25 protein-coding genes and 1 tRNA gene are annotated in these 21321 nt (G+C 69.4%); 16 read left to right on the top strand and 10 right to left on the bottom strand.

Going from position 1 to position 21321, the window contains the following annotated elements; genetic code table 11:
• The first annotated feature begins 1 nt into the window (after position 1).
• From ACGGCP_RS12115 to dcd, 11 genes are all read left to right on the top strand, one after another.
• The gene (locus ACGGCP_RS12115) at positions 2-2701 is read left to right on the top strand and encodes a phage tail tape measure protein (RefSeq protein WP_392964726.1); all 2700 of its coding nucleotides are present in this window, start codon (positions 2-4) and stop codon (positions 2699-2701) included.
• Positions 2701-5472, top strand: a complete 2772-nt coding sequence (locus tag ACGGCP_RS12110) for a hypothetical protein (protein ID WP_392964723.1) — start codon at positions 2701-2703, stop codon at positions 5470-5472. The genes ACGGCP_RS12115 and ACGGCP_RS12110 overlap by 1 nt, the downstream gene beginning before the upstream one ends.
• The gene (locus ACGGCP_RS12105; protein ID WP_392964721.1) at positions 5472-5981 is read left to right on the top strand and encodes a hypothetical protein; all 510 of its coding nucleotides are present in this window, start codon (positions 5472-5474) and stop codon (positions 5979-5981) included. The genes ACGGCP_RS12110 and ACGGCP_RS12105 overlap by 1 nt, the downstream gene beginning before the upstream one ends.
• Before the next feature lie 16 nt (positions 5982-5997).
• Entirely contained in the window at positions 5998-6495 is a 498-nt protein-coding gene (locus ACGGCP_RS12100) for a hypothetical protein (RefSeq protein WP_392964718.1), read from the top strand.
• Positions 6492-6995 carry a hypothetical protein gene (locus ACGGCP_RS12095; protein ID WP_392964715.1) on the top strand — a complete coding sequence of 168 codons (504 nt, stop codon included), beginning with the start codon at positions 6492-6494 and terminating at the stop codon, positions 6993-6995. The genes ACGGCP_RS12100 and ACGGCP_RS12095 overlap by 4 nt, the downstream gene beginning before the upstream one ends.
• Before the next feature lie 8 nt (positions 6996-7003).
• Positions 7004-7483, top strand: a complete 480-nt coding sequence (locus ACGGCP_RS12090) for a hypothetical protein (protein ID WP_392964712.1) — start codon at positions 7004-7006, stop codon at positions 7481-7483.
• A gap of 29 nt (positions 7484-7512) precedes the next feature.
• Positions 7513-7695: a hypothetical protein gene (locus ACGGCP_RS12085; RefSeq protein ID WP_392964710.1), complete on the top strand. Its 183-nt coding sequence runs from the start codon at positions 7513-7515 to the stop codon at positions 7693-7695.
• Positions 7695-8636 (top strand): hypothetical protein, encoded by a 942-nt coding sequence (locus ACGGCP_RS12080; protein WP_392964707.1) that lies wholly within the window; start codon positions 7695-7697, stop codon positions 8634-8636. Before ACGGCP_RS12085 ends, ACGGCP_RS12080 begins: the two co-directional genes overlap by 1 nt.
• Positions 8637-8640: 4 nt before the next feature.
• On the top strand, positions 8641-8952 hold the full coding sequence (locus tag ACGGCP_RS12075; protein ID WP_392964704.1) for a hypothetical protein: 312 nt from the start codon (positions 8641-8643) through the stop codon (positions 8950-8952).
• Positions 8953-9513: 561 nt separating this feature from the next.
• Complete coding sequence (locus tag ACGGCP_RS12070; protein WP_392964701.1) at positions 9514-9720, top strand: hypothetical protein; 207 nt, start codon at positions 9514-9516, stop codon at positions 9718-9720.
• Positions 9721-9831: 111 nt separating this feature from the next.
• Entirely contained in the window at positions 9832-10410 is a 579-nt protein-coding gene (dcd, locus tag ACGGCP_RS12065) for a dCTP deaminase (RefSeq protein ID WP_392964699.1), read from the top strand.
• Between the two features lie 354 nt (positions 10411-10764).
• Here the strand turns inward: dcd and ACGGCP_RS12060 are convergent, their stop codons facing one another.
• Together ACGGCP_RS12060 and ACGGCP_RS12055 are read right to left on the bottom strand one after the other, a co-directional pair.
• Positions 10765-10941: a DUF397 domain-containing protein gene (locus tag ACGGCP_RS12060; RefSeq protein ID WP_392964696.1), complete on the bottom strand. Its 177-nt coding sequence runs from the start codon at positions 10939-10941 to the stop codon at positions 10765-10767.
• Positions 10938-11768 (bottom strand): helix-turn-helix domain-containing protein, encoded by an 831-nt coding sequence (locus ACGGCP_RS12055; protein ID WP_392964693.1) that lies wholly within the window; start codon positions 11766-11768, stop codon positions 10938-10940. The genes ACGGCP_RS12060 and ACGGCP_RS12055 overlap by 4 nt, the downstream gene beginning before the upstream one ends.
• Positions 11769-12035: 267 nt before the next feature.
• Between ACGGCP_RS12055 and ACGGCP_RS12050 the strand changes: the two genes are divergently transcribed.
• From ACGGCP_RS12050 to ACGGCP_RS12040, 3 genes are read left to right on the top strand one after another with little or no spacing between them, the layout of a single operon-like run.
• Positions 12036-12341: a hypothetical protein gene (locus ACGGCP_RS12050; RefSeq protein ID WP_392964691.1), complete on the top strand. Its 306-nt coding sequence runs from the start codon at positions 12036-12038 to the stop codon at positions 12339-12341.
• Positions 12338-12559: a hypothetical protein gene (locus ACGGCP_RS12045; RefSeq protein ID WP_392964688.1), complete on the top strand. Its 222-nt coding sequence runs from the start codon at positions 12338-12340 to the stop codon at positions 12557-12559. The genes ACGGCP_RS12050 and ACGGCP_RS12045 overlap by 4 nt, the downstream gene beginning before the upstream one ends.
• Positions 12556-12786 carry a hypothetical protein gene (locus tag ACGGCP_RS12040; RefSeq protein ID WP_392964686.1) on the top strand — a complete coding sequence of 77 codons (231 nt, stop codon included), beginning with the start codon at positions 12556-12558 and terminating at the stop codon, positions 12784-12786. The genes ACGGCP_RS12045 and ACGGCP_RS12040 overlap by 4 nt, the downstream gene beginning before the upstream one ends.
• An 81-nt stretch (positions 12787-12867) precedes the next feature.
• Here ACGGCP_RS12040 and ACGGCP_RS12035 read toward each other — a convergent pair whose 3' ends face one another.
• Positions 12868-13026 (bottom strand): hypothetical protein, encoded by a 159-nt coding sequence (locus ACGGCP_RS12035; protein WP_392964683.1) that lies wholly within the window; start codon positions 13024-13026, stop codon positions 12868-12870.
• 234 nt (positions 13027-13260) lie between these two features.
• Between ACGGCP_RS12035 and ACGGCP_RS12030 the strand changes: the two genes are divergently transcribed.
• Together ACGGCP_RS12030 and ACGGCP_RS12025 are read left to right on the top strand one after the other, a co-directional pair.
• Positions 13261-13334 (top strand) — tRNA-Leu (locus ACGGCP_RS12030).
• Positions 13335-13741: 407 nt separating this feature from the next.
• Positions 13742-14956 carry a glutamate-cysteine ligase family protein gene (locus tag ACGGCP_RS12025; protein ID WP_392964681.1) on the top strand — a complete coding sequence of 405 codons (1215 nt, stop codon included), beginning with the start codon at positions 13742-13744 and terminating at the stop codon, positions 14954-14956.
• A 25-nt stretch (positions 14957-14981) separates the two neighbouring features.
• Here the strand turns inward: ACGGCP_RS12025 and ACGGCP_RS12020 are convergent, their stop codons facing one another.
• The 7 genes from ACGGCP_RS12020 to ACGGCP_RS11990 form a co-directional block, all read right to left on the bottom strand.
• Entirely contained in the window at positions 14982-16001 is a 1020-nt protein-coding gene (locus ACGGCP_RS12020) for a methyltransferase (protein ID WP_392964679.1), read from the bottom strand.
• A gap of 141 nt (positions 16002-16142) precedes the next feature.
• Positions 16143-16775, bottom strand: coding sequence for a DUF998 domain-containing protein (locus tag ACGGCP_RS12015; protein ID WP_392964677.1), 633 nt, complete (start codon positions 16773-16775; stop codon positions 16143-16145).
• 74 nt (positions 16776-16849) lie between these two features.
• Positions 16850-17677: an alpha/beta fold hydrolase gene (locus ACGGCP_RS12010; RefSeq protein ID WP_392964674.1), complete on the bottom strand. Its 828-nt coding sequence runs from the start codon at positions 17675-17677 to the stop codon at positions 16850-16852.
• Between the two features lie 124 nt (positions 17678-17801).
• Positions 17802-18494, bottom strand: coding sequence for a hypothetical protein (locus tag ACGGCP_RS12005; RefSeq protein ID WP_392964671.1), 693 nt, complete (start codon positions 18492-18494; stop codon positions 17802-17804).
• A 44-nt stretch (positions 18495-18538) separates the two neighbouring features.
• Positions 18539-18943 carry a hypothetical protein gene (locus tag ACGGCP_RS12000; protein ID WP_392964668.1) on the bottom strand — a complete coding sequence of 135 codons (405 nt, stop codon included), beginning with the start codon at positions 18941-18943 and terminating at the stop codon, positions 18539-18541.
• Between the two features lie 63 nt (positions 18944-19006).
• Entirely contained in the window at positions 19007-19684 is a 678-nt protein-coding gene (locus ACGGCP_RS11995; protein ID WP_392964667.1) for a response regulator, read from the bottom strand.
• A complete protein-coding gene (locus ACGGCP_RS11990) occupies positions 19681-21279 on the bottom strand; it encodes an ATP-binding protein (protein WP_392964665.1) in 1599 nt (532 codons plus the stop codon). The genes ACGGCP_RS11995 and ACGGCP_RS11990 overlap by 4 nt, the downstream gene beginning before the upstream one ends.
• Positions 21280-21321 lie beyond the last annotated feature (42 nt).

The raw sequence follows: 21321 nt of genomic DNA, 5'->3' as shown, positions 1-21321 counted from the left end.
CATGGCCGAACGGACAGTCTCTGTCGCCCTCCGCATGCAGATGGCCGGAGCCATCGCGGCAGTCAAAAACTACCGGCGGGCGTGGGTCGATGCCCGCGACGAGCTCCAGAAGAACATCCTCGCCCACCGCGACGCGGCCGACCAGATCTCCCACGCGGCCATGATCGCCGGAGCCGGGCTCGCTGCCGGCGTGGGACTCGCGGTCGCGAAGTTCGCCGAGTTCGACGCCCAGATGTCCAACGTCAACGCGGTCATGCGCGAAACCGACGCCAACATGGAGATGCTCCGCGAAGCCGCACTCAAGGCCGGAGAGACCACGGTCTTCAGCGCGACTGAGGCGGCGCAGGCGATCGAGGAGCTCGGCAAGGCTGGTATCTCGACAGCGGACATCCTCGGCGGCGGACTCGACGGTGCTCTCTCGCTCGCCGCTGCTGGCGGCATGGCGGTCGCGGATGCCGCCGAGGTCGCCGCGCTTGCCATGCAGCAATTCGGTCTCTCCGGCAACGAGATCCCGCACGTCGCGGACTTGCTGGCGGCTGCGGCAGGCAAGAGCCTCGGGTCCGTAGACGACCTCCGCATGGCCCTGCAGCAGTCCGGCCTCGTCGCTAACCAGTTCGGGCTCTCCATCGAGGACACGACTGGCGCCCTGGCCGCGTTCGCCTCGGCGGGCCTCATCGGCTCCGACGCCGGTACGAGCCTCAAAACCATGCTCACCATGCTCGCCAACCCGTCCAAGGAATCAGCGCAGCTGATGGAAGAGCTCGGGATCAACGCCTACGACGCCTCTGGGCAGTTCGTCGGTCTCACGAACCTCGCCGGGCAGCTTGAATCGCAGATGGGCGGGTTGACGCAGGCTCAGCGGGACCAGGCGCTCGCGCAGATCTTCGGCACCGACGCCCTGCGGGCCGCGAACGTCCTCTACGAGGAGGGCTCTGCAGGCATCCGCGATTGGAACCTCGCTGTCAACGACTCCGGGTACGCCGCCGAGGTCGCCGCCGACCGCATGGACAACCTCCAAGGGGACCTGAAGACGCTCCAGTCGACACTGGAGACGGCGCTGATCCAGTCGGGTTCGGGCGCGAACGATGCGCTGAGGTCAATGACGCAGAACGTGACCAACGCAGTGCAGGCGTTCTCCTCCCTACCTGAGCCCGTCCAACAGGCCGCCGTCTGGGTCGGCGCGGCCGGCGCGGCAATCACGCTCCTGGGCGGGGCCGCAATCGTCGCAGTACCGAAGGTACACGCCATGAACGTGGCGCTCACGGAGATGGGCACCAGCAGGGCGCTGCTGGCGAAGAAGGCCCTCGGCGGCCTGACGGGGTTCCTGTTCGGCCCGTGGGGTGCTGCGCTCGGGATAGCCGTCGCCGCCTTGGGCGCGTTCGCCGCCAAGCAAGCCGAATCGAAGGCCAAAACCGACCAGCTCGCGGACACACTCGACCAGCAGACCGGGGCGATCACGGAGAACACCCGTGCCATGGTCGCCAAGGAACTGGAGGACCAGGGCGCGTTCGAGATGGCGAAGAAGCTCGGGGTGTCCCAGGCGGAACTGGTCGACTCGGTCCTGTATGGGACTGACGCGTTCGCGGCCAACCGCGCCGAGGTGAACCGTTGGCTCGAAGACGTGAGCGCCGCGGGCGGTGTCGTCGGCGATCTCAATGAAGGCCAAAAGGAGCAGTACGACACGCTGTCGCAGCTGGACAACATCATGTCTGAGCAGCAGGGGACGTTCTCGGATGCGCAGGAGCGGCAGGAGAACCTGTCTGCCGCGATCGCCGCGGGGACCGAGTCCGCCGGTGGTGCGTCCGCCGCGACCCAGGTGTACGCGGATGCGCTCGGCTTCACGGCAGAGTCTGCGACGGACGCACAGTCAGCGGTGCAGGAACTCGACGAGGCGTTCCGGGCGATCACTGAGACCCTGTTCGCAGTCGAAGAAGCCGAGGACGCTGTTGCGCGGATCGTCAATGAGGCCACGGAGCAGTTCGAGGAGAACGGCGGCGCAATGTCGGGCAACTCGGAGGAGGCCCTGGACAACAGGGACACCATTCTGAGCCTGATCGACGCCTACCTGGCCCAGATTTCGGCGGTGGCCGAATCGACCGGGTCGCAAGAGGACGCGATCGCGACCGCTGAGGCCCTTGAGGCCGAGTTCCGTGCACTGGGGAGGCGGCTGGGACTCACCGAGGACCAGATCGACCACTACGCCCAGGCATTCGACGCCGTCCCTGACCTTGTCGAGACGGTCTTGAGGACCACCTACGTGACCTCAGGGAACCCTGCCCCGATGCCTAGGCATGGCGGGTTCTCGCCCGCGTACGCAGACGGCGGTTACGTGCCGGGGTTCGCGAACGGCGGCATTCCCCGCTTTCCCACTGGCGGCCTGTTCCATGGCCGCGGCGGACCCCGCGAGGACGCGAACATCATCGCGGTCAGCGACGGCGAGTTCATCGTCAACGCGGCCTCGACCGCGCGGTACCGGTCGCTGCTGGAGGCGATCAACTCCGGGCGCGGCATCTCGGCGTGGGCGGGCATGGGCCGCGGCATGAACGCAGGCTATGCGATGGCGGGCATGGGCGTTGAACGGAGCGTTGTCCGGGTCAGTTTCGACTTCTCGAACGTGTCCGGGTCGCTTGAGAGAGCGATCAAGGACTCTGTGCGGATCAACGGCAACGGCAACGTCCAAGTCGCGTTCGGGAGCCGCTGATGGTGTTCCCCACCGACCCGCTCGAGGTCAAAGCAGAGATCGCGCTGGGCGCGGACATCAACGGCGACCCCGCATCGTGGTCATGGACGGACATCTCCGCGTACGTGCGGACCGCCGACGGCACGAAGGTCCAGGTGAACCGGGGCCGCCGGAACGACTCGGGGTCGACGCCTCCAGCGACGGCGACGTTCGACCTGGACAACACCGGCGGCAGGTTCTGCACCCAGAACCCCACCAGCCCGTACTACCCGCTGCTGCAGGTGAACACGCCGGTCAGGCTGTCGGTGTCCACGGATTCGGGCGCGACGTGGTCGGTCCGGTTCTCCGGCTACTTGTCGAAACTCCCCACGAACTGGCGTGGCGCGGCGGGCTCGGATTCGTGGGTGTCGGTGACCGCGGACAGTGTGCTGCGGCGTCTGGGCAAGGGCCCGTCGGCGTCGCCGATGCGGTGGACGACACCGGCGCTGGTGTCCGGGGGCTCGTGCATCGAGTACTGGCCGATGGAAGACGACGAGGACGCCACCGAGGCCGCCTCGTACTTCCCTGCGGGCGTGCCGATGACCGCGTCCGGGAGTATCGACATGGGCGCGTCCTCGCCGCCGTCTGGTTCACGGGCGACCGCGCAGTCCGACTATGCGTTCATGAAAGCGAACCCGCCCAGCCTGTCAGGGGTCGTCCGCCCGTACACGGGCACGGGAACGTGGACGGTCCTGGGAGCCTTCAAGGTTGACGCGGAGTCGATCATCGACCAGGTGTTGATGTCGCTGGACATCAACGTCGGAGAGGGCTCCACGGACCCGTCCCAGGTGCGGGTGGTGATCGAGGGCAACGCCATCCAGTTGGAGGCGTACGACCAGGACGGCACCGCGTTGGGCGTGTACCCGGGGGCGGCGCTCACGGTGCCCCCGAACGACGGCGGGTGGCATGCGATCGCGGTGATCGCGACCCAGGCGGGCGCCGATGTCGACTTCGACTACCGGTACGAGGGGGCCACGTTCGGGTTCACCGTGTCCGGCAAGACCCTGGGGACGATCCGTAAAGCAGCATTCCCGGCTACGTCGATCGCGACCGCCGGGCAGCTGCTCGCGGTCGGGCATCTCGCGGTCTACGACGACGACCTGTCGCACAACTCGATCGACGCCTACGCGGACGCGATGCGGTCCCATCTGACCGATGACGGGGAGCGGGTGGATCTGCGCCTGTCCCGGCTCGGCAGGGAGTCGGGTGTGCTGGACTCGGTCAACACCATCCCCGGCGAGGTCGACATGATCGAGCAGTCGGGGTCGCAGGCGCACGGGACGATCCTGTCGGCGATGGAGGACGCCGCCGAAGCCGACGGCGGGATCCTCTACGAACCCAGGGACTTCCAGGACGGGTCGCTGGAGTTCGTGTCGCGGTCGGCGATCAACGCGCACACGGTCGACACGCCCGCGCTGACGCTCACACAGGACGATTACGCGGCCCCGGAGCAGGACGACGACGACCACTACCTGACGACGAGGGTCACGGTCACGGGCGCGGGATCGTCGGCGACAGCGGCCGCGGGGCCGGTGGAGAACGAAACGTCGACCTCCAGGAACGTCAGGTTCCCTGACCGGCTGCCGGACCTGGCGGGGTGGGCCCTGTACCAGGGGACCCGCAGGGACTACCGGTACCCTCGCATCCGCTTCCTCCTGAACGGCGCCACGAGCCTCATCGCGGACTGGAAAACCACCGAGCTCGGCGACCGCATCCTCATCACCGGCCCGCCGCCGGGGGTGGTCGACGACATCGACCTGATCCTGGAGGGCTACACGGAGTCGTTCGACCAGTTCTCGTGGACGGTGGAGCCGTACTGCTCCCCCGCGTCCCGGTACCGGGTCGCTGAACTGGACCACACCACGTACGGGCGCATGGACACGGCCTCGTCGAGGCTCGTCAACGCCGCCGCCACCACGGGAACGAGCCTGGACGTGGAGACCGTGGAGGGCGCCGAATGGTCGACGGCCGCGTCAGGGTTCAGTCTGGGTGTCGGGGGGGAACACATGAGCGTCTCCGCGGTCACCGGATCGTTCTCGGACACGTTCACCCGTTCGGTGTCGAACGGGTGGGGCACCTCCACGTCCGGGCACGCCTGGTCGACGACCGGCGGTGTCGCCGCCGACTACAGCGTCAACGGCACACGCGGCATCATCAACCTGACCACGGTCGGCTCGCTGCGCTCCACCTACATCAGCGCCCTGCCGGTGGCGAATATCGACCGGACGGTCACGGTCCGCGTCCCGGTCCTGGCGACCGGCGCGGGCATCCAGGTCCGTAACGCCGCCCGGTGGGATGTCGCCGCGAACACGTACTACGCGGCGATGGTCCGCGTCGAGACCACGCAGGCGGTCACCTTGCAGCTCCTGCGGGTCGTTGCCGGGTCCACGACCACGCTGCGGCAGAAAACCATCACCGGTTTGACGCACACCACGACCACGGATTTCAGGATCCGGTTCAAGGTCCAGGGGAACTCGTTGTGCGCGAAGGTGTGGTCCGCCGCAGCATCTGAACCGGCCCAGTGGAGCGACTGCGCCTGGGACGACCAGATCAGTGCCGCGGGCGCATTCGGGGTCCGGTGCGTGACCAACGCCGGGAACACGAACGTCACGCCGATCGCCATCCAAGTCGACGACGACGCGACCCTCCACCCGCAGAAGTTCACCGTCACCCGCTCCGTCAACGGCGTGGTGAAATCCCACGCCGCGGGCGCCGCGGTGGGCCTGTTCCAGCCGAATTACTTGGGGCTGTGATGACCCACTACTACCGGTACCTCACGGCCGGGGACACCGCCACCAAGGCTCTCTTGGACGACCGGGAGCCCTTGTCGGTGATCCGGACAGGCAACCAGACCGTCAACAACTCGACGACGTTCGTCAACGACGACACGCTGACGCTCGCGCTCGCCGCGTCCTCGACCTACCACGTGTCCCTCGTCGTCAACGTGTCCGGGCCCAGCGCTGCGGACTGGAAACAGCAGTGGACCGCCCCCGCGGGGGCGACAGGGACCCGGTTCACGCACGGGCCCTCCACCGGGGCCAGCTCGGTGCGGGCCAACAACGTGAACTTCCGGTCGGCGCCGTTGACCACGAGCCTGTCCTACAACACCGACGGCACGGAGATCTCCGCGATCAGGGAGGAGATCTGGATGACCACCACCAACGCCGGAAACCTGACGTTGACGTGGGCGCAGCTCGTGGCCACGGTCGGGTCCACCACCGTGTGGTCGGGGTCGTACATGTCCGCGTACCGGGTGGTGTGAGGTGTCCGTCAACGCGATGCCTCTCAGAGCCGGGGACCGGTTCACCGCGCACGGGTTCAACCTCGGCCAGCCCCAGTACGCGTGGAAAACCGTTGCGGAGTCGGTGACAAGCTCCGATGTCGACCAGCTCGACGACGAACTGTTCCTCCCACTCGAACCGTTCTCCGTCTACCTCGTGACGACGTGCCTGTCCGTGAGCGGACCGACCGCCGCGAAACTGCGGTTCGGGTATGCGGTGCCCGCCGGGGTGCAGGGGCGGCGCACGAACTTCGGGCCCGCGCACACCGCCACGACCACGACCGACCGGTTCCGGGTGTCGATGCACGCCTGGCCGACCGCGGTCTCCTACGGGACGGTGACCGGCACGCCCGTGTCGATCATCGAGGAAGGCGTCCTGTTCACCGAAGGCACCGGCGGGCTCCTGCAGGCGCAGTGGGCGCAGAACTTCGTGGACGCCACCGCGGTGACGATCGAGGCGCGCTCGTTCCTGATGACACGGCAGGTCATCGGATGAGCCTCGCATGGAACGCCTCGGAGCTGCTGACCGGCCGCAAATTCCAGGCCCGCAGGCCGTTCGTGGCGTTCAAGAACGGCAAGCAGTCCTACTCCTCCACGACCTCCCTGCAGTCCGATGCGGACCTGAAAATGGTCCTCCCCGCAGGCGGGACCTACCTCGTCGAAGTGAACTTCGGGACCACCGGTGCCACCGCGGGCGACATCACCTGCGGGTGGGACGTCACCGGCGACGCCACGGTCCACCGGTCCACGCAGGCGATGACGCTCGCCGGGACCACCTCCAGCGACACGACCGTCATCTCATGCAAGCAGTCCACCAGTGCGTGGGCGTCGGGCACGGCACTGACGCCGGCGCCGTGCGCGGTGCGGGAAAAACTCGTCGTCGTCACCGGCAACCAGCCCTCCACATTGACGCTCCGGTGGGCGCAGAACACCAGCTCAACCACTGCCACGAGCGTCACCGACTACGGGTGGGCTGTCGCCCACCGCCTCGATTAGGGAGACCCATGTCCACCACTGTCTCGGCCCGACGAGTATTCGCGGGCCTGCTCGTCATCGGATTCGTCGCGGTCGTGTTCCTCGCCAACGGCGGGCCCTCATCCGGGTCCACGTACACCGCCAACAACACCGTCACCTACCAGGATTTCGGCGGGACGATCCGCGCGAACTCCAGCGGCTGGTACGTCATCGACGACGCCGCCCACACCCCGGACGACATCACGATCGGCGCGGTCACCTCCACGTCGGTCCGGGTCGACTACCCGGCCTGCGCGGAGATCATCTCCGTCCTGGTCACTCCTGACGACACGTACGCGAAAACGTACGGCGCGACGTTCGGCGCCAGTGTGGGCCTCTCGTACTCCCTGATCTCCGGTTCTATCAACGACGGCTCGGACGCCGGTACCGCGGCGGACGTGTGGGACCCGACCACGGACTGGGCGTCGGGCTCGAACATCTGGATCTCCGGCCGCTGCATCCCCGCATAGGCCTCGCAACTACAGGCAGGAGGGGCGCCATGGCTGACCCGCACGACTGGCACGAGTTCGACGCTGAATGCGGCTACGAGGTCCGCCAGACCACACCCGGCTCCGAAGGCAACCGGTGGGAGGTCCGCGACCGCTCCGACCGTGTCGTCGTCCTCGACGACGACGAGTTCGAGCAGCTGCGCGCCGACGGCCCGAACCCGCGGGGCCTGTGATGCTCGCACTCATCGGCTCCCCGTACGCCAAGACGCCCGACGCCGTCTATTCGGTGTTCCACCACGTCAAGGCCCGCGTCCCTAGCGCGCGCTACGGCGGGGCCTACGTGCGCAAACCCGGGTTTCACGCCTCAGTCGAGGACAACCTCGCGTCATGGCCGTCGAACTACTCGGTCCGTGAGGCCATCAACCGACGCGACCCGCGCACCGTCACCCGCGCCCTCGACATCACCCTGTCCGACAGCGATATGCGCACGCTCACGCGGCGCCTCGCCGACGCCGTGCGCGCCGACGACCCGCGGCTTGAGGGCCTGCGCGAGTTCTTCGGCACCCTCGACGGCGACGAGGTCTACGGCCGCTCACGGCTGGGCCCCGACACCGCCTGGTACGCATCAAGCGCCGACGACTCTCACCTGTGGCACATCCACCTCAGCTTCTTCACGCCGTTCGCCGACGACTGGTCGGCACTCGCAGGCATCGTCTCGGTGCTCATCGGCGAATCACTCGACGAATACCTCGGAGGCACCATGGAACGCATCATCGCCGAGCACGGCGACTCGGGCATGTGGGTGGCGTTCGTGCAACGCTACCTGCATGACGAGGGCGCCAAGCTCACTCGCGACGGCCGGTGGGGCGACGAGACGACCGCCGCCGCCAAGTGGGTGTTCGTCAACCGCCTCGGAGGTTCGGCGGCCAGCTACAACGGCCGCGCCATGACCGATTGGATCCTGCGCGAGCTCATCCGCCGCGACCAGGACCGCCGCACTACTGCGGCGATCGCCGCGGCTGTCGCCAAGCTGCCGACGGCCACAGCCCCGACTCAGGCACAGGTGGACGCCGCCGTCGCCAAGTTCTTCGCCGCGAACCCGGTCAAGGTCCCAACCGGTGTGCGAGTGGAGATCGGCACCGTAAGCGGCACGCTTACCGGGGCTGGCGAGTAGTCGTGTGGGCGAGCTGGCTCCACTCGTCACGGCAGGTGGCGGTCTCGGCGTGCTGGCCTTCGTCATCGTCTATCTCCTCACGAACAACCGGGCGGACCGCGGGCAGGCGGAGGAGCGGATCGACGCGGCCGAGCGCCGCGCTGACGCCGCTGATGAACGCCGCCTTGCCGCTGAGAAACGGGAAGAGGAAGCGCACGCTGCCCGCCGGGCCGCTGATGCGCGCGCGGACAAGCTCGCTGCGGAGGTCGAGAAGCTCACAGCTCAGATCGCTGGCTTGCGGAAGCAGGTCACGTCGATTGAGGAGCATGTGACATGACCAAGGGGCTGCCGAGGATGCGGGTGGTCATCGCGATCGTCACGTTCCTCGTTGGGGGCGTCGGCGGTGTTGGTGGGTCCATGTTCTACCTGTGGACGCAGCAGCAGGAGCAGACCGAACGCGCCGATCAGGCCGTCTCGATGGCCGAGGGAGCGTGCGCTCAGGTTGAGCGGCTGGGGGCCACGTGTGTCGAGGACCTGGAGGAGCTCCGTGGCGACCCGGGCGCGGAGGGCCCCCGGGGGCCTGAGGGTGACCCGGGTCCGACTGGCCCGGAAGGCGATGCGGGTCCTACTGGACCTGCAGGTCCGACCGGGGAGCCGGGACCTACGGGTGCACCGGGTGTGAACGGGAGCGACGGCGCGGATGGGGCTGATGGCGCGCCAGGCCCTGCCGGGCCGTCTGGCCCGCCGGGGCCTCAGGGTCCTGCCGGGGAGGACGCCGAGGACTGCCCTGAGGGCTACTCCTGGCAGGAACGACAGGTATTGACCGGCAACGGCTACGAGCCCGGATGGGCTTGTTGGCCTGATTCTGAACCAACCGAGACCCACTAGGAGAACTGAAATGTCCGATACCACTCGCGCGGCGATCTACGCCGTGTTCGTCGCTGTGCTCGCGCTGCTGTCCGGCCAGGGCTGGGTGACGGCTGAAGAGTCCGAGGCGTACACGGCCGCTGGCGCGCAGACCCTCGCCGCTGCCGCGTTCCTGATGGCCGCGGTCAAGACCTGGAAGCAGCGCGCCGCTAAGAAGGACACCAACTCTGGGACCTGAGGCTTGAGATCTGCCTGATCATGCCAACCAGCGTTGGTGGCATGTGAGTGTGCATGATGGCCCCGGCTTCGGCCGGGGCCTTTCGTCGTGTCCACTGGATACGCTTGGCGGATGCTTCTCAGTGACCGTGACCTGCTGGCGGCGATCAAAAACGACCGCCTCGGCATCCAGCCGTTCGAAGACGAACTCGTGCAGCCCTCCAGCATCGACGTCCGCCTCGACCGGCGCTTCCGGGTGTTCAACAACCAGAAGTACACCCACATCGACCCCTCCAAGCAGCAGGACGACCTCACCTCCGCCGTCGAGGTCGCCGACGACCAGCCGTTCGTCCTCCACCCCGGCGAGTTCGTCCTCGCCTCCACCCTCGAGGTCATCACCCTCCCCGCCGACCTCGCCGCGCGCCTCGAAGGCAAGTCCAGCCTCGGCCGCCTCGGCCTGCTCACCCACTCCACCGCCGGGTTCATCGACCCGGGCTTCTCCGGGCACGTCACCCTCGAGCTCTCCAACGTCGCCAACCTCCCCATCACCCTGTGGCCGGGCATGAAGATCGGGCAGCTGTGCGTCTTCCGGCTGTCGTCTCCGGCGGAGCGGCCGTACGGGGCGGGGGCGTCGGGGTCGCGGTATCAGGGGCAGGAGGGCCCGACGCCGTCGCGGTCCTGGCAGGGCTGGCGCACCTGGCCGACGACGTAGCGAAGCCCCCGCACCAAGTGCGGGGGCTTTCGTTGTGCCCGGAGTGCCGCTATTCGATCCCACTCGACCACGGAGGACCGGACACCCGCACAGGCTAACCTGCCGCGGCGGAGTCCCGCAGTGCCGCTTCCCGTGACTGCGCTCGCGTGCCTCCAATCTCGTCGATAGTGGCGTCACCAAGGAGATACTGGACGGCGGCCGACAGGGCAGCTTCCATGCGGTTCTCGGCGAGGAATCTTGGAAGTTTTCAGGGCAACACGAAGCGGCTCCCGGTAGTCACCGGGAGCCGCTACTCTTAGTTCTCAGATGTGCGTGTTGCCGTCGCTCAACTAGTCCTGCCGGGGCCGCCGGAGACTAGCGGGCGGCGCGCAGCAAACTCTGGAAGTCCTCAACCCTGACACCGAAGATCGGCGAGTCATCGCCGAGCTTCGAGTCGCGGACCTCGAACGATCCCTCGCTGGCGCGGGCCTCGACGCAGTCGCCGTTGCCCTGGCTGCTCGAGCGGCTGGACTTGCGCCACTCTGTCGTCATCGCAGGTACTCCTCTACTTGAACGGTTTTCTCGCGAGCCGACCCGAAGGTCTGCTCGAACATTGAGACTATCCGCCGTTCTTCGATGTACCTGCAGCCATCCTGTGCGTCCATGAACACGAACGGGTCAGTCGCGTCACCGGGGTAGGGGATGTTGAACGACCCGGCCGACGCGGCGTGCAGCTGTGTGAGGACCCGGATCTGGACGTTCGGGATCGCAGCGACCTCGAGGAGGCGCGCGATCTGCCCGTCACGTACGGCGGCGGGCATCGCATCGAGGTAGTCGATGGCGGCCCGTCCGATGACGAACTCGAGCACGGGGAACGGGTCGCGCCCGTACAGGAGCTCCTGGCGTTTCGTCCGCAGCCCCCGCCAGTTCTCTGCGACCTCGTCGGACATGGGCAGCTGCGCGGCCTGCAGGACCCGCAGGTACTCAGGCGTCTGGAGGAGCCCGGGGATGACCTCGGTCTCGAGTACGGAGATCCGCAGGGCGGATTGTTCGGTCTCGAGGAACAGGGGGATCTTGGGTCTTGAGGTCTCCTCGGCGCCGATGTCGAAGTACGGCTCCCACCAGCCGCGTTCCTTGCTGCGGGACGCGAGCGTCGTCAGGTGGCTCATCTCGCCGGGCGAGATGCCATAGCGGGCGCAGAGTTTCTCCACGACGATGGTGCGCGTCGCCTGCGTGCCCTCTTCGATGCGCTGGATGGTCTGCCCGGAGTACCCGATGGCGCGCCCGGCTTGGGCCCGGCTCAGATTGTGCGACTCGCGGTGCCGCTCGAGCGCGCGCCCGAGGCTGCGCCTGGCGATCGTCGGCTGTGATTCGGTCATACAGGCAGGATCGCATGGGATCTTCCGTATTTCAACCTCCAACACGGAGACTCCTCAACGGAGGCTCCAAAACGGAGTTGGGCGCGCCCCTTCCCAACCTCCGCAAACCTGCCTTACCGTCAGTGTATGACCGGCGTCGCAGCTCACTGCCCCGTCCGGTCATGCGGGGTTCCAGCGTTTTCGCACATCTGCTGGGCCCCAAGTAAAAAGGTCCCCGCCAGTTAAGGCCTGGCGGGGACCCACGCGCCAACAGAGATGAGACCTCTCATGGCATCACCTATCGTACGGACCGAGAGCCCCCCCGAGCAAGACGCGCGCGAGGTAATCCGGTCGTGGCGAACGAACGGGTACCGCATCTGGCTCGCCGCCACCGGCGGGTATGACGCCGCCATCATGTGCGCGGTCGGCGACAACGCCCCCGAGGAGTTCGGGGAGGTCGGGTACGACGAGGAGTACGGCCGCCACGTCGTCGAGTGGAACGGCCTCGGACGTTCCTCGATCGAGCAGAACTCGCGCGACCTCCACGACACCGAGTTCTACTACGCACTCGCGAAGTGGATGCGGTACCGATGAGCACGTTCACTCTCGGCGGCATGTCATTCCGGGCCCACACCGCCACCGACCCGAGCAGTCGTGAGTCCATCACATGGATCTACCGGACGGACCTCCACCCGGAGGCGCCCGTCGCCCACGTCCACGACTACGGCGTCTACATCCAGCCGAAGCACCGGTACCTCGACGAGGACGTGCTCAAGGCCGCGGTGGACGATTCGGCGAAGGCTGCGGCATGACCACGTACGTGTCGCTGGCGACGGTGAGGCGCGCCGAGGAGGTCCAGCGGCGCCACCGCGCCGACCAGGACGGCTGGTGTGGTCACCACCGTGTGCACTTCCATGTTCGTGTCCGGGCGGGCGAATGCGACCCGTGGCGGCTTGCCCAGGGGATCATCGTCGCGTACGCGCAGCAGGTCGGTATTCCCGTCCCTTCGGATCTGGCAGCCGACTCTCGAGAGACCTGATAGCGCGGGCCGCTGTGCATGACACGTTCCGGCGGCCCGCTCCCGGACCCTCCAGTGGTGGGGGAGGGTCCGGGACACCTCCTATCGAGCCTCGTTCTTGTCGGAGTCGGCCTCGTTGAGGTACTGCTCGAGCGCGAGCATCACCAGGCCGCTCGTCGTCATCCTGCGATCGCGCGCGTACGCCTCGGCACGCCTCCACAGATCAAGGTCGGCCGCACGCACATAGATCGATCGATTCATTCCTACTTTTTCGCTCACCCCAGACACGATGAGGTCTGCGCAGACCTGTACAGGTCTGCGCAGGCGCGATATCGTCTCGGACTCACCCCCAGGTGCTCCCGCTGCAGCGTCGGCGGGATGTCTCACACCGAGTGGGACAGTGGCCCGGCTCCACGAGGAGCCGGGCCACACTGCTGCGTCTGGCCACCACCAGCGGGCCGAGGTAGATCGGGGGGTAACATATTGCGCGGTCCCGCCCTACTACTCCAACTGGCAGAGAGAACGGATTCAAAACCCGTAAAGTCTGGGTTCGAATCCCAGGTAGGGCACAGCACACCGACACGAGGCCGCCACCTGGATCAGGTGGCGGCCTCTTCGTGTCCGAGGGGGGATTCCCCCACTATTCCCCCACCACCGTCCACATTGCAACTGGACAGTGCCAGTCACCTGCTACGGAGCACGCGTGGCGAGCAGAGAAGTCAGGGTTCGAATCCCACCCGGGCTACAGCATTGACCCGCACGGCATCTGATGCCCGTGCGGGTTTTTGGCTTTCCGGGAAGCGGATCCTGGCGGGCGCTCGCGAAACGGCGGCCCGGCGCGGGAGCAGCCGAGGGCTCGGAGGCCGGCCGGCGAGCCCGCACGGCTTAGCGGGCGCACTTCTCGGGCATCCTTTCGGCGTCTCCCGGCGGGCTCGCGTCCGCGCGGGACGCCCCCACCAGGGAGGAAGGAGGCCTCATGGACACGATGTTCACCGCGGACGAAGCTGCCGCGTTCATCGCGGAGAGGAGCTTCACCACCGGCCCCTCGCGGCGCGTCGGCGTCGAGCTCGAGTGGCTCGTCGCCCCCCGGGGCGACCTGGAGACCGGATGGGAGCTGCCCAACGGCGGCGGCGTCAGCCGCGAGGCCGGAGGGCAGGTGGAGATGAGTTCCGCCCCTGCCGACGACCTCGCCGCGTGCGTCGCCTCCGCCGAGGCCGACCAGGCCGCGCTCGAGGCGGCCCTGGCGGCGCGGGGCCAGACCGTCCGCGGCGGGGGCTTCGACGGCGTCCGCCACCCTGTCCGCTACGTCGACGAAGCGCGGTACCGGGCGATGGAGGCCTACTACGACCGCGAGGGGCCGTGGGGCCGGATGGTCATGTGCGGCACCGCGTCCGTCCAGGTCAACCTCGACTCCGGCGACGACGACGCCGACCTGCGCCGCCGCTGGGACCTCGCCCACCGGCTCGGGCCGGTCCTGGTAGCCGCGTTCGCGAACTCGCCCGAGCTTGGCGGACGCCCCAGCGGGTGGAACTCCACCCGCTGGGCGCTGTGGTGCGAACTGCCCGGATGGGGCCGCCCGGTCTCCGAGGACGGCGACCTGCGGCGCGACTTCGCTCAATGGGTGCTGGACGCCGAGGTCATGTGCGACCGCGGGGATCCGCCCGCCGAATGGGACGTCCCGCCGGGCCTGACCCTGCGCGACTGGATCCGCGACGGCCACGACGGCAGACGGCCCACGCGCGACGACCTCGAGTACCACATGAGCACGCTCTTCCCGCCCGTGCGGCCGCGCGGCTGGCTCGAGCTGCGCATGATCGACCAGCAGGACGGCGACGGCTGGATCGTCCCCACGATCGTCGCGGCGACCCTCATCGACGATCCGCGCGCCGCCGACGCCGCGTACGAGGCCACCGAGGCGCTGTGCGGGGGCCGACCGCAGCCGCCCGCGACGGTGTGGGAGCGGGCCGCGCGCATCGGCTTGGCGGACAGGGAACTCCACGAGGCGGCGCTCGCGTGCTTCGCGGCCTCGGCTGCGGCGCTGGCACGGACGGGCGCCCCGCAGCGGCTGCGTTCGCGCCTGGCCGAGTTCCGGCTCCGCTACACCGACAAGGGCCGGTGCCCGGCGGACGACCGGCTCGATTCCCTCCGTGCGGGCGCCCGCGAACCCGAAGGGGCCGCACCGATGCGGTGACGGCCCTCTTGGTCCGTCGCCGGCGTCAGGCGCGGGAGCCTTCGACCACCGACATGACCGAGTCCGTGGGGATGACCCGTTCGACGGTGAGACCGGCGCGGTCGAAGAGGGTCGCGAATTCGGCCGCCGTCCGCTCCCGGCCGGTGAAGGCGACCATGAGCAGTACGTCGAGGACCTTGCCGTGGTCGTAGGCGTTGCCTTCGGGGATGACGGTGTCGACGGCGTAGATCCGGCCTCCGGGGTGCATCGCGTCGCGGCAGCGCGACAGGATCTCGACGCACTCGTCGTCGCTCCAGTCGTGGAGGACCCGCTTCATCAGGTAGGCGTCGCCGGCGGGCACCTTGTCGAAGAAGTCGCCTTCCGCCGTCTCCCAACGGGTGTCGTCGCCGAGTTCGCCGAGGCCGTGCTCGGCGACGACGTGCGGCCGGTCGAACAGGACGCCGTGCACGCCCGGGTGCTCGCGCAGCACGGTGCGGAGCAGGTGGCCGTGCCCGCCGCCGATCTCGACCAGCCGGGTGCCTCCGGCGAGGGGCAGCGCTCGGGCGACCGGGAGGTTCTCGGAGTCGGAGTAGGAGGCCATGCCCTCGTGGAAGAGCGCGACCGTGGCCGGGTCGGTGGCGAAGTATTCGAAGAACGGCACGCCGAAGATCCGCTCGAAGACCGGCCCGCCTTCGCGCACCGAGTCGGTGATCGCTCCAGAGGTGGACCAGAACATCGCGTCGGTGACCATGATGACGCCCGAGCGGACGGAGTTCGGGGCGTCGCTGCGGAGCGGGTCGGCCTTGGGAGTCAAGGCGATGCGGCCCTCGGCGTCCTCTGCGAACACGCCGCGGGTGGCGAGGAGCCGCAGCGCGCGGTACAGGTTGCGCGGGTCGGCCCCGACTGCTTTCGCCAGGTCCTGCACCGGGAGCGGCCCGTCGGCGAGGTGGTCGGCGACCCGCAGCTCGGCGGCGGCGCGGAGCGCCGCGGGCCAGAAGAACTGCAGGACTTCGTCGAGGAGGAAGAACGCGTTCGCGCGGTCGGCGTCGCTCTGGTCGATGCTCATTTCACAGCTCCTCTGAGGCGCAAGGGGCGCAAGGGATTCGTGCAGATCCACTTTAGAATAACTCTCGGCAGTCTAGCAACTACGCCCCATGATCGCCAGAGTCGAATCCGGGTGCCGCCGCGACCACGGGCGCGCTTCGCCTCAGCCGCCGCTGACCGCGGCCTCCGTGCCGACTCGATCGGTCGCCGCGACCGGCCCCGGCGCCGCGAGCGCCCTCGCCGCCAGGCACATCCAGGCCAGGTCGGCAGCGATCGCGAGGCGCTCGGTCAGGCCGATGAGGTTCGGCAGCTCACGGAAGAACATGGCGTCGAAGGTGCAGACCATGAAGAGCCCCATGGCGACGGCGGCGGCGACGGCGGTCGGCACGAGGCCCGTCGGGAGTTCGGAGCGCCAGCGGCGGCTGAACCGCACCGCGCCGATGTTGAAGCAGAGCAGACCGACCCACGCCGCCGACCCGTGCACCTGCTCCGAGACCGAGGGGCTCGCCCACTGACCGGGCGGGTCGGCGGGGAAGACCGCGGCGAGCAGCAGCCCGGCGGTGAACACGCCGAACAGGACGCGGACGGCGCGTTCGCGAACGGCGAGCGCCAGCGCCAGCGCCGCGGCGGTGAAGGAGCAGAGCCCCGCGGTGACCAGCCAGCCGTGGCCGGTGTTGACGAAGCGGCTGACGGTCTCCGCGACCGGGCTGTACTCGTGGTTGACGAGGTCGGAGGCGAGGAAGGCGGCGGCGGTGAGAGCGGCGCCGGCGACGACGGTGGAGGTCTTGATTCGCATGACGTGAATCTAAAGTGGCGCAACAGTTCTCGTCGTACTCCTGTGGTCGCTGATCTGAGCGGTGAAGATACCGCTCAGGGATGATCTGCGGTGCGTTCGAGGAAGGGGATCACGATCGCCGCGAGTTCGTCGGGCGTGGTGTAGTTCGCGTCGTGCGGCGCGCCGGGCACGACTGCGGTCTCGGCTCTCGGCAGCAGCCGGTCGAGCTCGCGGACCCAGCGCTGCGAGGCCACCGTCTCCTTTGCGCCACGGGTGATCAAGACGGGGGCCTGCACCTGCGGCAGGCGCCGGTCGATCCGGTCGGCGAGGGCGATGTCGAAGGTCCGCCAGGCGCGTCGCAGGCCGGCGTCGGCCAGGTCGCGCAGGATCACCGGCAGTTGGCCGGGGTCCTCTTGCGGGAGGCCGCGGACCCAGTGCCACGCCTGCCGCGTCTTCGTGGGGTAGGCCGGGTCCATGGTGGGCCCCACCAGGACCAGGCTCCGCACGTGCGCCGGGTGCTCCGCGGCCAGGGCCGTCGCGACCTGCGCGCCGAATGAGTTGCCGACGGCGGCGACCGGCCCCTCGCCGGTCGCTTCCAGCCACGCCGCGATCCACTTCGCGAGGGCCGGGACGTCGGCCGGGGCGCCCGGGTCGCCGCTGAGGCCGAAGCCCGGCATGTCGAGTGCCCGCACCGGGAACCGCTCGGCGAGCCGCGCCGCGAGCGGCATGAGGTACCGGTGCGAGACGGCCATGCCGTGGACCAGGAGGACCGGTGTTCCCGGCGGATCTTCGCGGGTGGCCCGCCAGTGGAGGCGCACGCCGTCGACGCGGGCCCAGCGGCTCTCGAACACCGCGTCCGGCCGGGGCGCGGCCATGGCGACCCGGTAGCGCTCGCGCAGGCGCCGCCAGTCCCAGTCGCGCATCGCACCCCCTTTTCACGGTGGAATGAGGGTATCGCCGCGGCGGTCCTTCGGGAACGTGAAGTGCGACGGCTGGCCACAAGGGAGCTGCGGGCCGGCCCGGATCAGGCGACGCCTGCGTCGACTGTCATGTCGTCGGGACGATGTTCGCCCGGCCCTCCCAGGCGCCGTGTTCGGCGAGGGGGCGGAAGCGGAGCGTCGTGAACTCGCGGTGGAAGTCGCGGCGTTCGCGTTCGGCCATGGCCTCGTGGTGGAGGCGGGCGGCGGGGCCGGGGTCGCGGCCGTGGACCATGCCGGTCATGGCGCGGGAGCTGGTCCAGACGGAGAAGGTGCTCACCGTGCGGGCCGGGCGCATGGCGGCGAGCGCGAGGGTGGTCTCGGGGTGGTCGCGCACCTGGCGTTCGACGGGCCGGCCCCAGTGGAGGAAGCGCGGGAGTTCGGGCAGGCGCATCCGGGCGAGGGTGACGGCGACGACGGGTTCGGCGGGGTCGGTGCGGCCGGTCTCGGCGGGGAGGTGGGCGAGTTCGCGGACCTCGCCCCAGCGGCGGAGGTACTGGAGGCGGACGTGCCAGCCGGTGCCGAGGACGCGGCCGAGGGGGTGTTCGGCTAGGAACGCGTCGAGGGCGGCGTCGTCGGCCCATTCGGCGAACACGGCGAGGTGGCGCAGCTGCATGCGGCGCGGGGAGACGACGGGCGCGCCGAGTTCCATGGCGGCGAGGACTTCGACGTGACGCAGCCCCGGGGCGGCGGGCGGGCGCGCGATGGCGCCGACGGACCGGCGCAGGGGCGCGTGCGCGAGGTGGAAGGAGTGGAGGGCCATGGGTGCCATCCAACCCCGGATCCGGGCGGTCCGCTACAGGCGGGTCAGCGGTGCCTGACGCGCTGCAGGGCCTCGCGGCCGCGCTCGGGGAGCTCGGCCGCCGCGGACAGGACCTCGCGGCCGCGGTCGGGCAGTTCGGCTGCGGCCGTCAGGAGCGCCTCGCGGGCGTCGTCGAGGTATTCGACGGCTTTGCGGTAGCCCTGGGCGGACTTGCGGCGGTCGTAGGCGATCTTGGCGCCGACCGCTGCGGCGGCCGCGATGCCGACGACGGCGGCGATCATGACGATCCGCGCGGTCCGGCCCTCGGAGGCGGGGACGGGGAGGTCGTCGTGGATCTCGGCCTCGTAGAGCTCGGGCCGGTCGTCGCCTGCGATGTCCGACAGGCGGAGCGCGTCGGTCTCGACGCCGGGTTCGGCGTCCGGTTTCGGCATGTCCCGCTGTGATTTCATCGTCACATCCTCCCACGATCGGCCCGTCGGGAGTTCCCCATTTCCGGGCGCGGAAACGCGTCGTCAGCCTTTGACGAGGAGGTAGCGGACCTCGGGGCGGCCGACGCTGCCGTAGTGGGGGCGGCGCTGCGCGATGCCGTTGTCCGCCAAGTACTCCAGGTAGCGGCGGGCGGTGACGCGGGCGATCCCGACGGTGGTGGCGATGGCGGCGGCGGACATGCCCTCGGCCGCGTCGCCGAGCGCGGCGCTGATGGATTCCAAAGTGGAGGCGCTGAGGCCCTTCGGGAGCGGGCCCTGGCCGGGGGTGCGCAGTTCGGAGAGCATCCGGTCGACGTCGTTCTGGCCGCCGACCTCGCCGGGCCCGACGACCTGGGCGCGCCAGGCGGCGTAGGTCTCGAGCTTGCCGCGGAGGGTCGCGAACGTGAAGGGCTTGAGCAGGTACTGCATGACGCCCGAGGAGACGGCGGCGCGCACGACCGAGAGGTCCCGCGCGGAGGTCACGGCGATGACGTCGACGGGGGCGCTCGCGGCCCGCAACGCGGCGCACACCGCGAGGCCGTGCGTGTCGGGCAGGTAGAAGTCGAGGAGGACGAGGTCGACGGGGTTGCGGGAGCAGAACCGGATCGCCTCGTTGCCCGAGTGGACGACGCCGGCGACGGTGAACCCGGCGACGCGCTCGACGTAGGCCCGGTGGGCGTCGGCCGCAACCGGGTCGTCTTCTACGACGAGTACTCGTATCATCGGCCCGACGATATCGGTAGGCGGACGGTGAACACGGCGCCGATGCCCTCGGTCGGGCTGCCGTTGGCGACCCTGATGCGGCCGCCGTAGCGGCGCACGGCCTGCCCGACGAGGGCCAGCCCCAGACCCCGGCCGGTCGCGGCGGCGGGCTTGGTCGACCAGCCGCGGCGGAAGATGTCCGCCTGGTCGGCGACGCCCGGACCGGTGTCGGCGACCCGGAAGAACAGCCCGTCCGGATCCGACCGCACGGTGACCTCGACCTTCGGGGCGCGCTCGGCGGCGTGCTCCACGGCGGCGTCCATCGCGTTGTCGATGAGGTTGCCCAGGATCGTGATGAGGTCGCGCGCGTCGACGCCCTCGGAGTCCTGCATCGCCGTGTCCGAGGTCAGCTCCAGTTCGACGCCGCGCTCGCTCGCCTCGCTCAGTTTGCCGAGCAGGAGCGCGGCCAGCACCGGTTCGGCCACCGAGCCGACGACCCGGTCCGTGAGCTGCTGCGCGACCTCCAGCTCCGCCGTCGCCAGCGCGACGGCCCCGTCGACGCGACCGACCTCGATCAGCGAGATCACGGCGTGCAGCCGGTTCGCGGACTCGTGGGCCTGGGCGTGCAGGGACTCGGCGAAGCCGCGCACGGTGTCGAGCTCGCCGGTGAGGTTCTGCAGCTCGGTGTGGTCGCGCAGGGTGACGGCGTTGCCCATGCGGCGGGTGCCGGAGAGGACGGGCACGGAGTTGACCAGGAGCAGCCCGCTGTCGGTGAGGTGGAGTTCGTCGCTGCGCGGCTCGGCCGCGGTGAACGCCTCCGAGAGGTCGGGGGCGAGGCCGAGGTCGGCGACGGGGAGGTTGCGGATGTCGTCGGGCAGGTCGAGGAGGTCGCGTGCGGCGTCGTTGCAGAGGACGACGCGGCCGTCGCTGCCGACGAGGACGAGGCCTTCCCTGACCGAGTGCAGGATCGCCTGGTAGTACTCGAACATGTCGCGCAGCTCGTCGGGCGCGACGCCGCGGGTCTGGCGGCCGAGGCGGGCGCTCACGAAGTAGCTGCCCGCGATCCCGCCGACGAGCACGGCGGCCGCGACCCCGGCCAGGGGCAGGAGCCGCTCGTTGAGCTCGTCCGAGATCGCCTCGACGGTGATGCCCGCGGCCACGAGCGCGACGACGTCCCCGGTGCCGTCGAAGACGGGCACGACCGCCCGGATGGACGGTCCGAGCGTGCCGGTGTAGGTCTCGGTGAACGCCTTGCCCGCGAGGGCCGGTTCGGTGTTGCCGAGGAACGGCTCGCCGATGCGCGCGGGGTCGGGGTGGGTGTACCGGATGCCGTCCGGGTCCATGATCGTGATGAAGTCGACCCCGGTGTCGGCGCGGACCAGCTCGGCGAAGGGCTGCAGGTCGCGGGAGGGGTCGGGCGTCGCGAGGGCGGCGGCGACGCTGGGCGAGTCGGCGACGGTCTCGGCGACCGCGACGGCGGTCTGGCGCGCGTTGTCCTCGGTCGCGCGCCCCGCGTCGACGTAGGCGAGTGCCGCACCGGAGCCCACGAGCAGGCCGACCAGGACCAGCTGCAGCACGAGGAGCTGCCTGGCGAGGGTCCAGGGTTTGGTCACCATCCATGTGTACACGCGGCCGCCACGAGACCGAAATGAACAGAA

Source organism: Glycomyces sp. NPDC048151, assembly GCF_043202775.1.
GTDB lineage: Bacteria > Actinomycetota > Actinomycetes > Mycobacteriales > Micromonosporaceae > Glycomyces.
Note: the sequence above shows the minus strand (reverse complement) of the source record. Positions and strands in the feature narration are given on the sequence as shown.

Bases quoted from the DNA above. Each gene is read 5' to 3' on its own strand.
- ACGGCP_RS12020 (WP_392964679.1), bottom strand. From the start codon at position 16,001: ATGAGCATCGACCAGAGCGACGCCGACCGCGCGAACGCGTTCTTCCTC.
- ACGGCP_RS12060 (WP_392964696.1), bottom strand. From the start codon at position 10,941: ATGACGACAGAGTGGCGCAAGTCCAGCCGCTCGAGCAGCCAGGGCAAC.
- ACGGCP_RS12110 (WP_392964723.1), top strand. From the start codon at position 2,701: ATGGTGTTCCCCACCGACCCGCTCGAGGTCAAAGCAGAGATCGCGCTG.
- ACGGCP_RS12035 (WP_392964683.1), bottom strand. From the start codon at position 13,026: ATGAATCGATCGATCTATGTGCGTGCGGCCGACCTTGATCTGTGGAGG.
- ACGGCP_RS12025 (WP_392964681.1), top strand. From the start codon at position 13,742: ATGGACACGATGTTCACCGCGGACGAAGCTGCCGCGTTCATCGCGGAG.
- ACGGCP_RS12000 (WP_392964668.1), bottom strand. From the start codon at position 18,943: ATGAAATCACAGCGGGACATGCCGAAACCGGACGCCGAACCCGGCGTC.
- ACGGCP_RS12115 (WP_392964726.1), top strand. From the start codon at position 2: ATGGCCGAACGGACAGTCTCTGTCGCCCTCCGCATGCAGATGGCCGGA.
- ACGGCP_RS12055 (WP_392964693.1), bottom strand. From the start codon at position 11,768: ATGACCGAATCACAGCCGACGATCGCCAGGCGCAGCCTCGGGCGCGCG.
- ACGGCP_RS12005 (WP_392964671.1), bottom strand. From the start codon at position 18,494: ATGGCCCTCCACTCCTTCCACCTCGCGCACGCGCCCCTGCGCCGGTCC.
- ACGGCP_RS12010 (WP_392964674.1), bottom strand. From the start codon at position 17,677: ATGCGCGACTGGGACTGGCGGCGCCTGCGCGAGCGCTACCGGGTCGCC.
- ACGGCP_RS12015 (WP_392964677.1), bottom strand. From the start codon at position 16,775: ATGCGAATCAAGACCTCCACCGTCGTCGCCGGCGCCGCTCTCACCGCC.
- ACGGCP_RS11995 (WP_392964667.1), bottom strand. From the start codon at position 19,684: ATGATACGAGTACTCGTCGTAGAAGACGACCCGGTTGCGGCCGACGCC.
- ACGGCP_RS12070 (WP_392964701.1), top strand. From the start codon at position 9,514: ATGTCCGATACCACTCGCGCGGCGATCTACGCCGTGTTCGTCGCTGTG.
- ACGGCP_RS12085 (WP_392964710.1), top strand. From the start codon at position 7,513: ATGGCTGACCCGCACGACTGGCACGAGTTCGACGCTGAATGCGGCTAC.
- ACGGCP_RS12095 (WP_392964715.1), top strand. From the start codon at position 6,492: ATGAGCCTCGCATGGAACGCCTCGGAGCTGCTGACCGGCCGCAAATTC.
- ACGGCP_RS11990 (WP_392964665.1), bottom strand. From the start codon at position 21,279: ATGGTGACCAAACCCTGGACCCTCGCCAGGCAGCTCCTCGTGCTGCAG.
- ACGGCP_RS12105 (WP_392964721.1), top strand. From the start codon at position 5,472: ATGACCCACTACTACCGGTACCTCACGGCCGGGGACACCGCCACCAAG.
- ACGGCP_RS12040 (WP_392964686.1), top strand. From the start codon at position 12,556: ATGACCACGTACGTGTCGCTGGCGACGGTGAGGCGCGCCGAGGAGGTC.
- ACGGCP_RS12050 (WP_392964691.1), top strand. From the start codon at position 12,036: ATGGCATCACCTATCGTACGGACCGAGAGCCCCCCCGAGCAAGACGCG.
- dcd (WP_392964699.1), top strand. From the start codon at position 9,832: ATGCTTCTCAGTGACCGTGACCTGCTGGCGGCGATCAAAAACGACCGC.
- ACGGCP_RS12090 (WP_392964712.1), top strand. From the start codon at position 7,004: ATGTCCACCACTGTCTCGGCCCGACGAGTATTCGCGGGCCTGCTCGTC.
- ACGGCP_RS12045 (WP_392964688.1), top strand. From the start codon at position 12,338: ATGAGCACGTTCACTCTCGGCGGCATGTCATTCCGGGCCCACACCGCC.
- ACGGCP_RS12080 (WP_392964707.1), top strand. From the start codon at position 7,695: ATGCTCGCACTCATCGGCTCCCCGTACGCCAAGACGCCCGACGCCGTC.
- ACGGCP_RS12100 (WP_392964718.1), top strand. From the start codon at position 5,998: ATGCCTCTCAGAGCCGGGGACCGGTTCACCGCGCACGGGTTCAACCTC.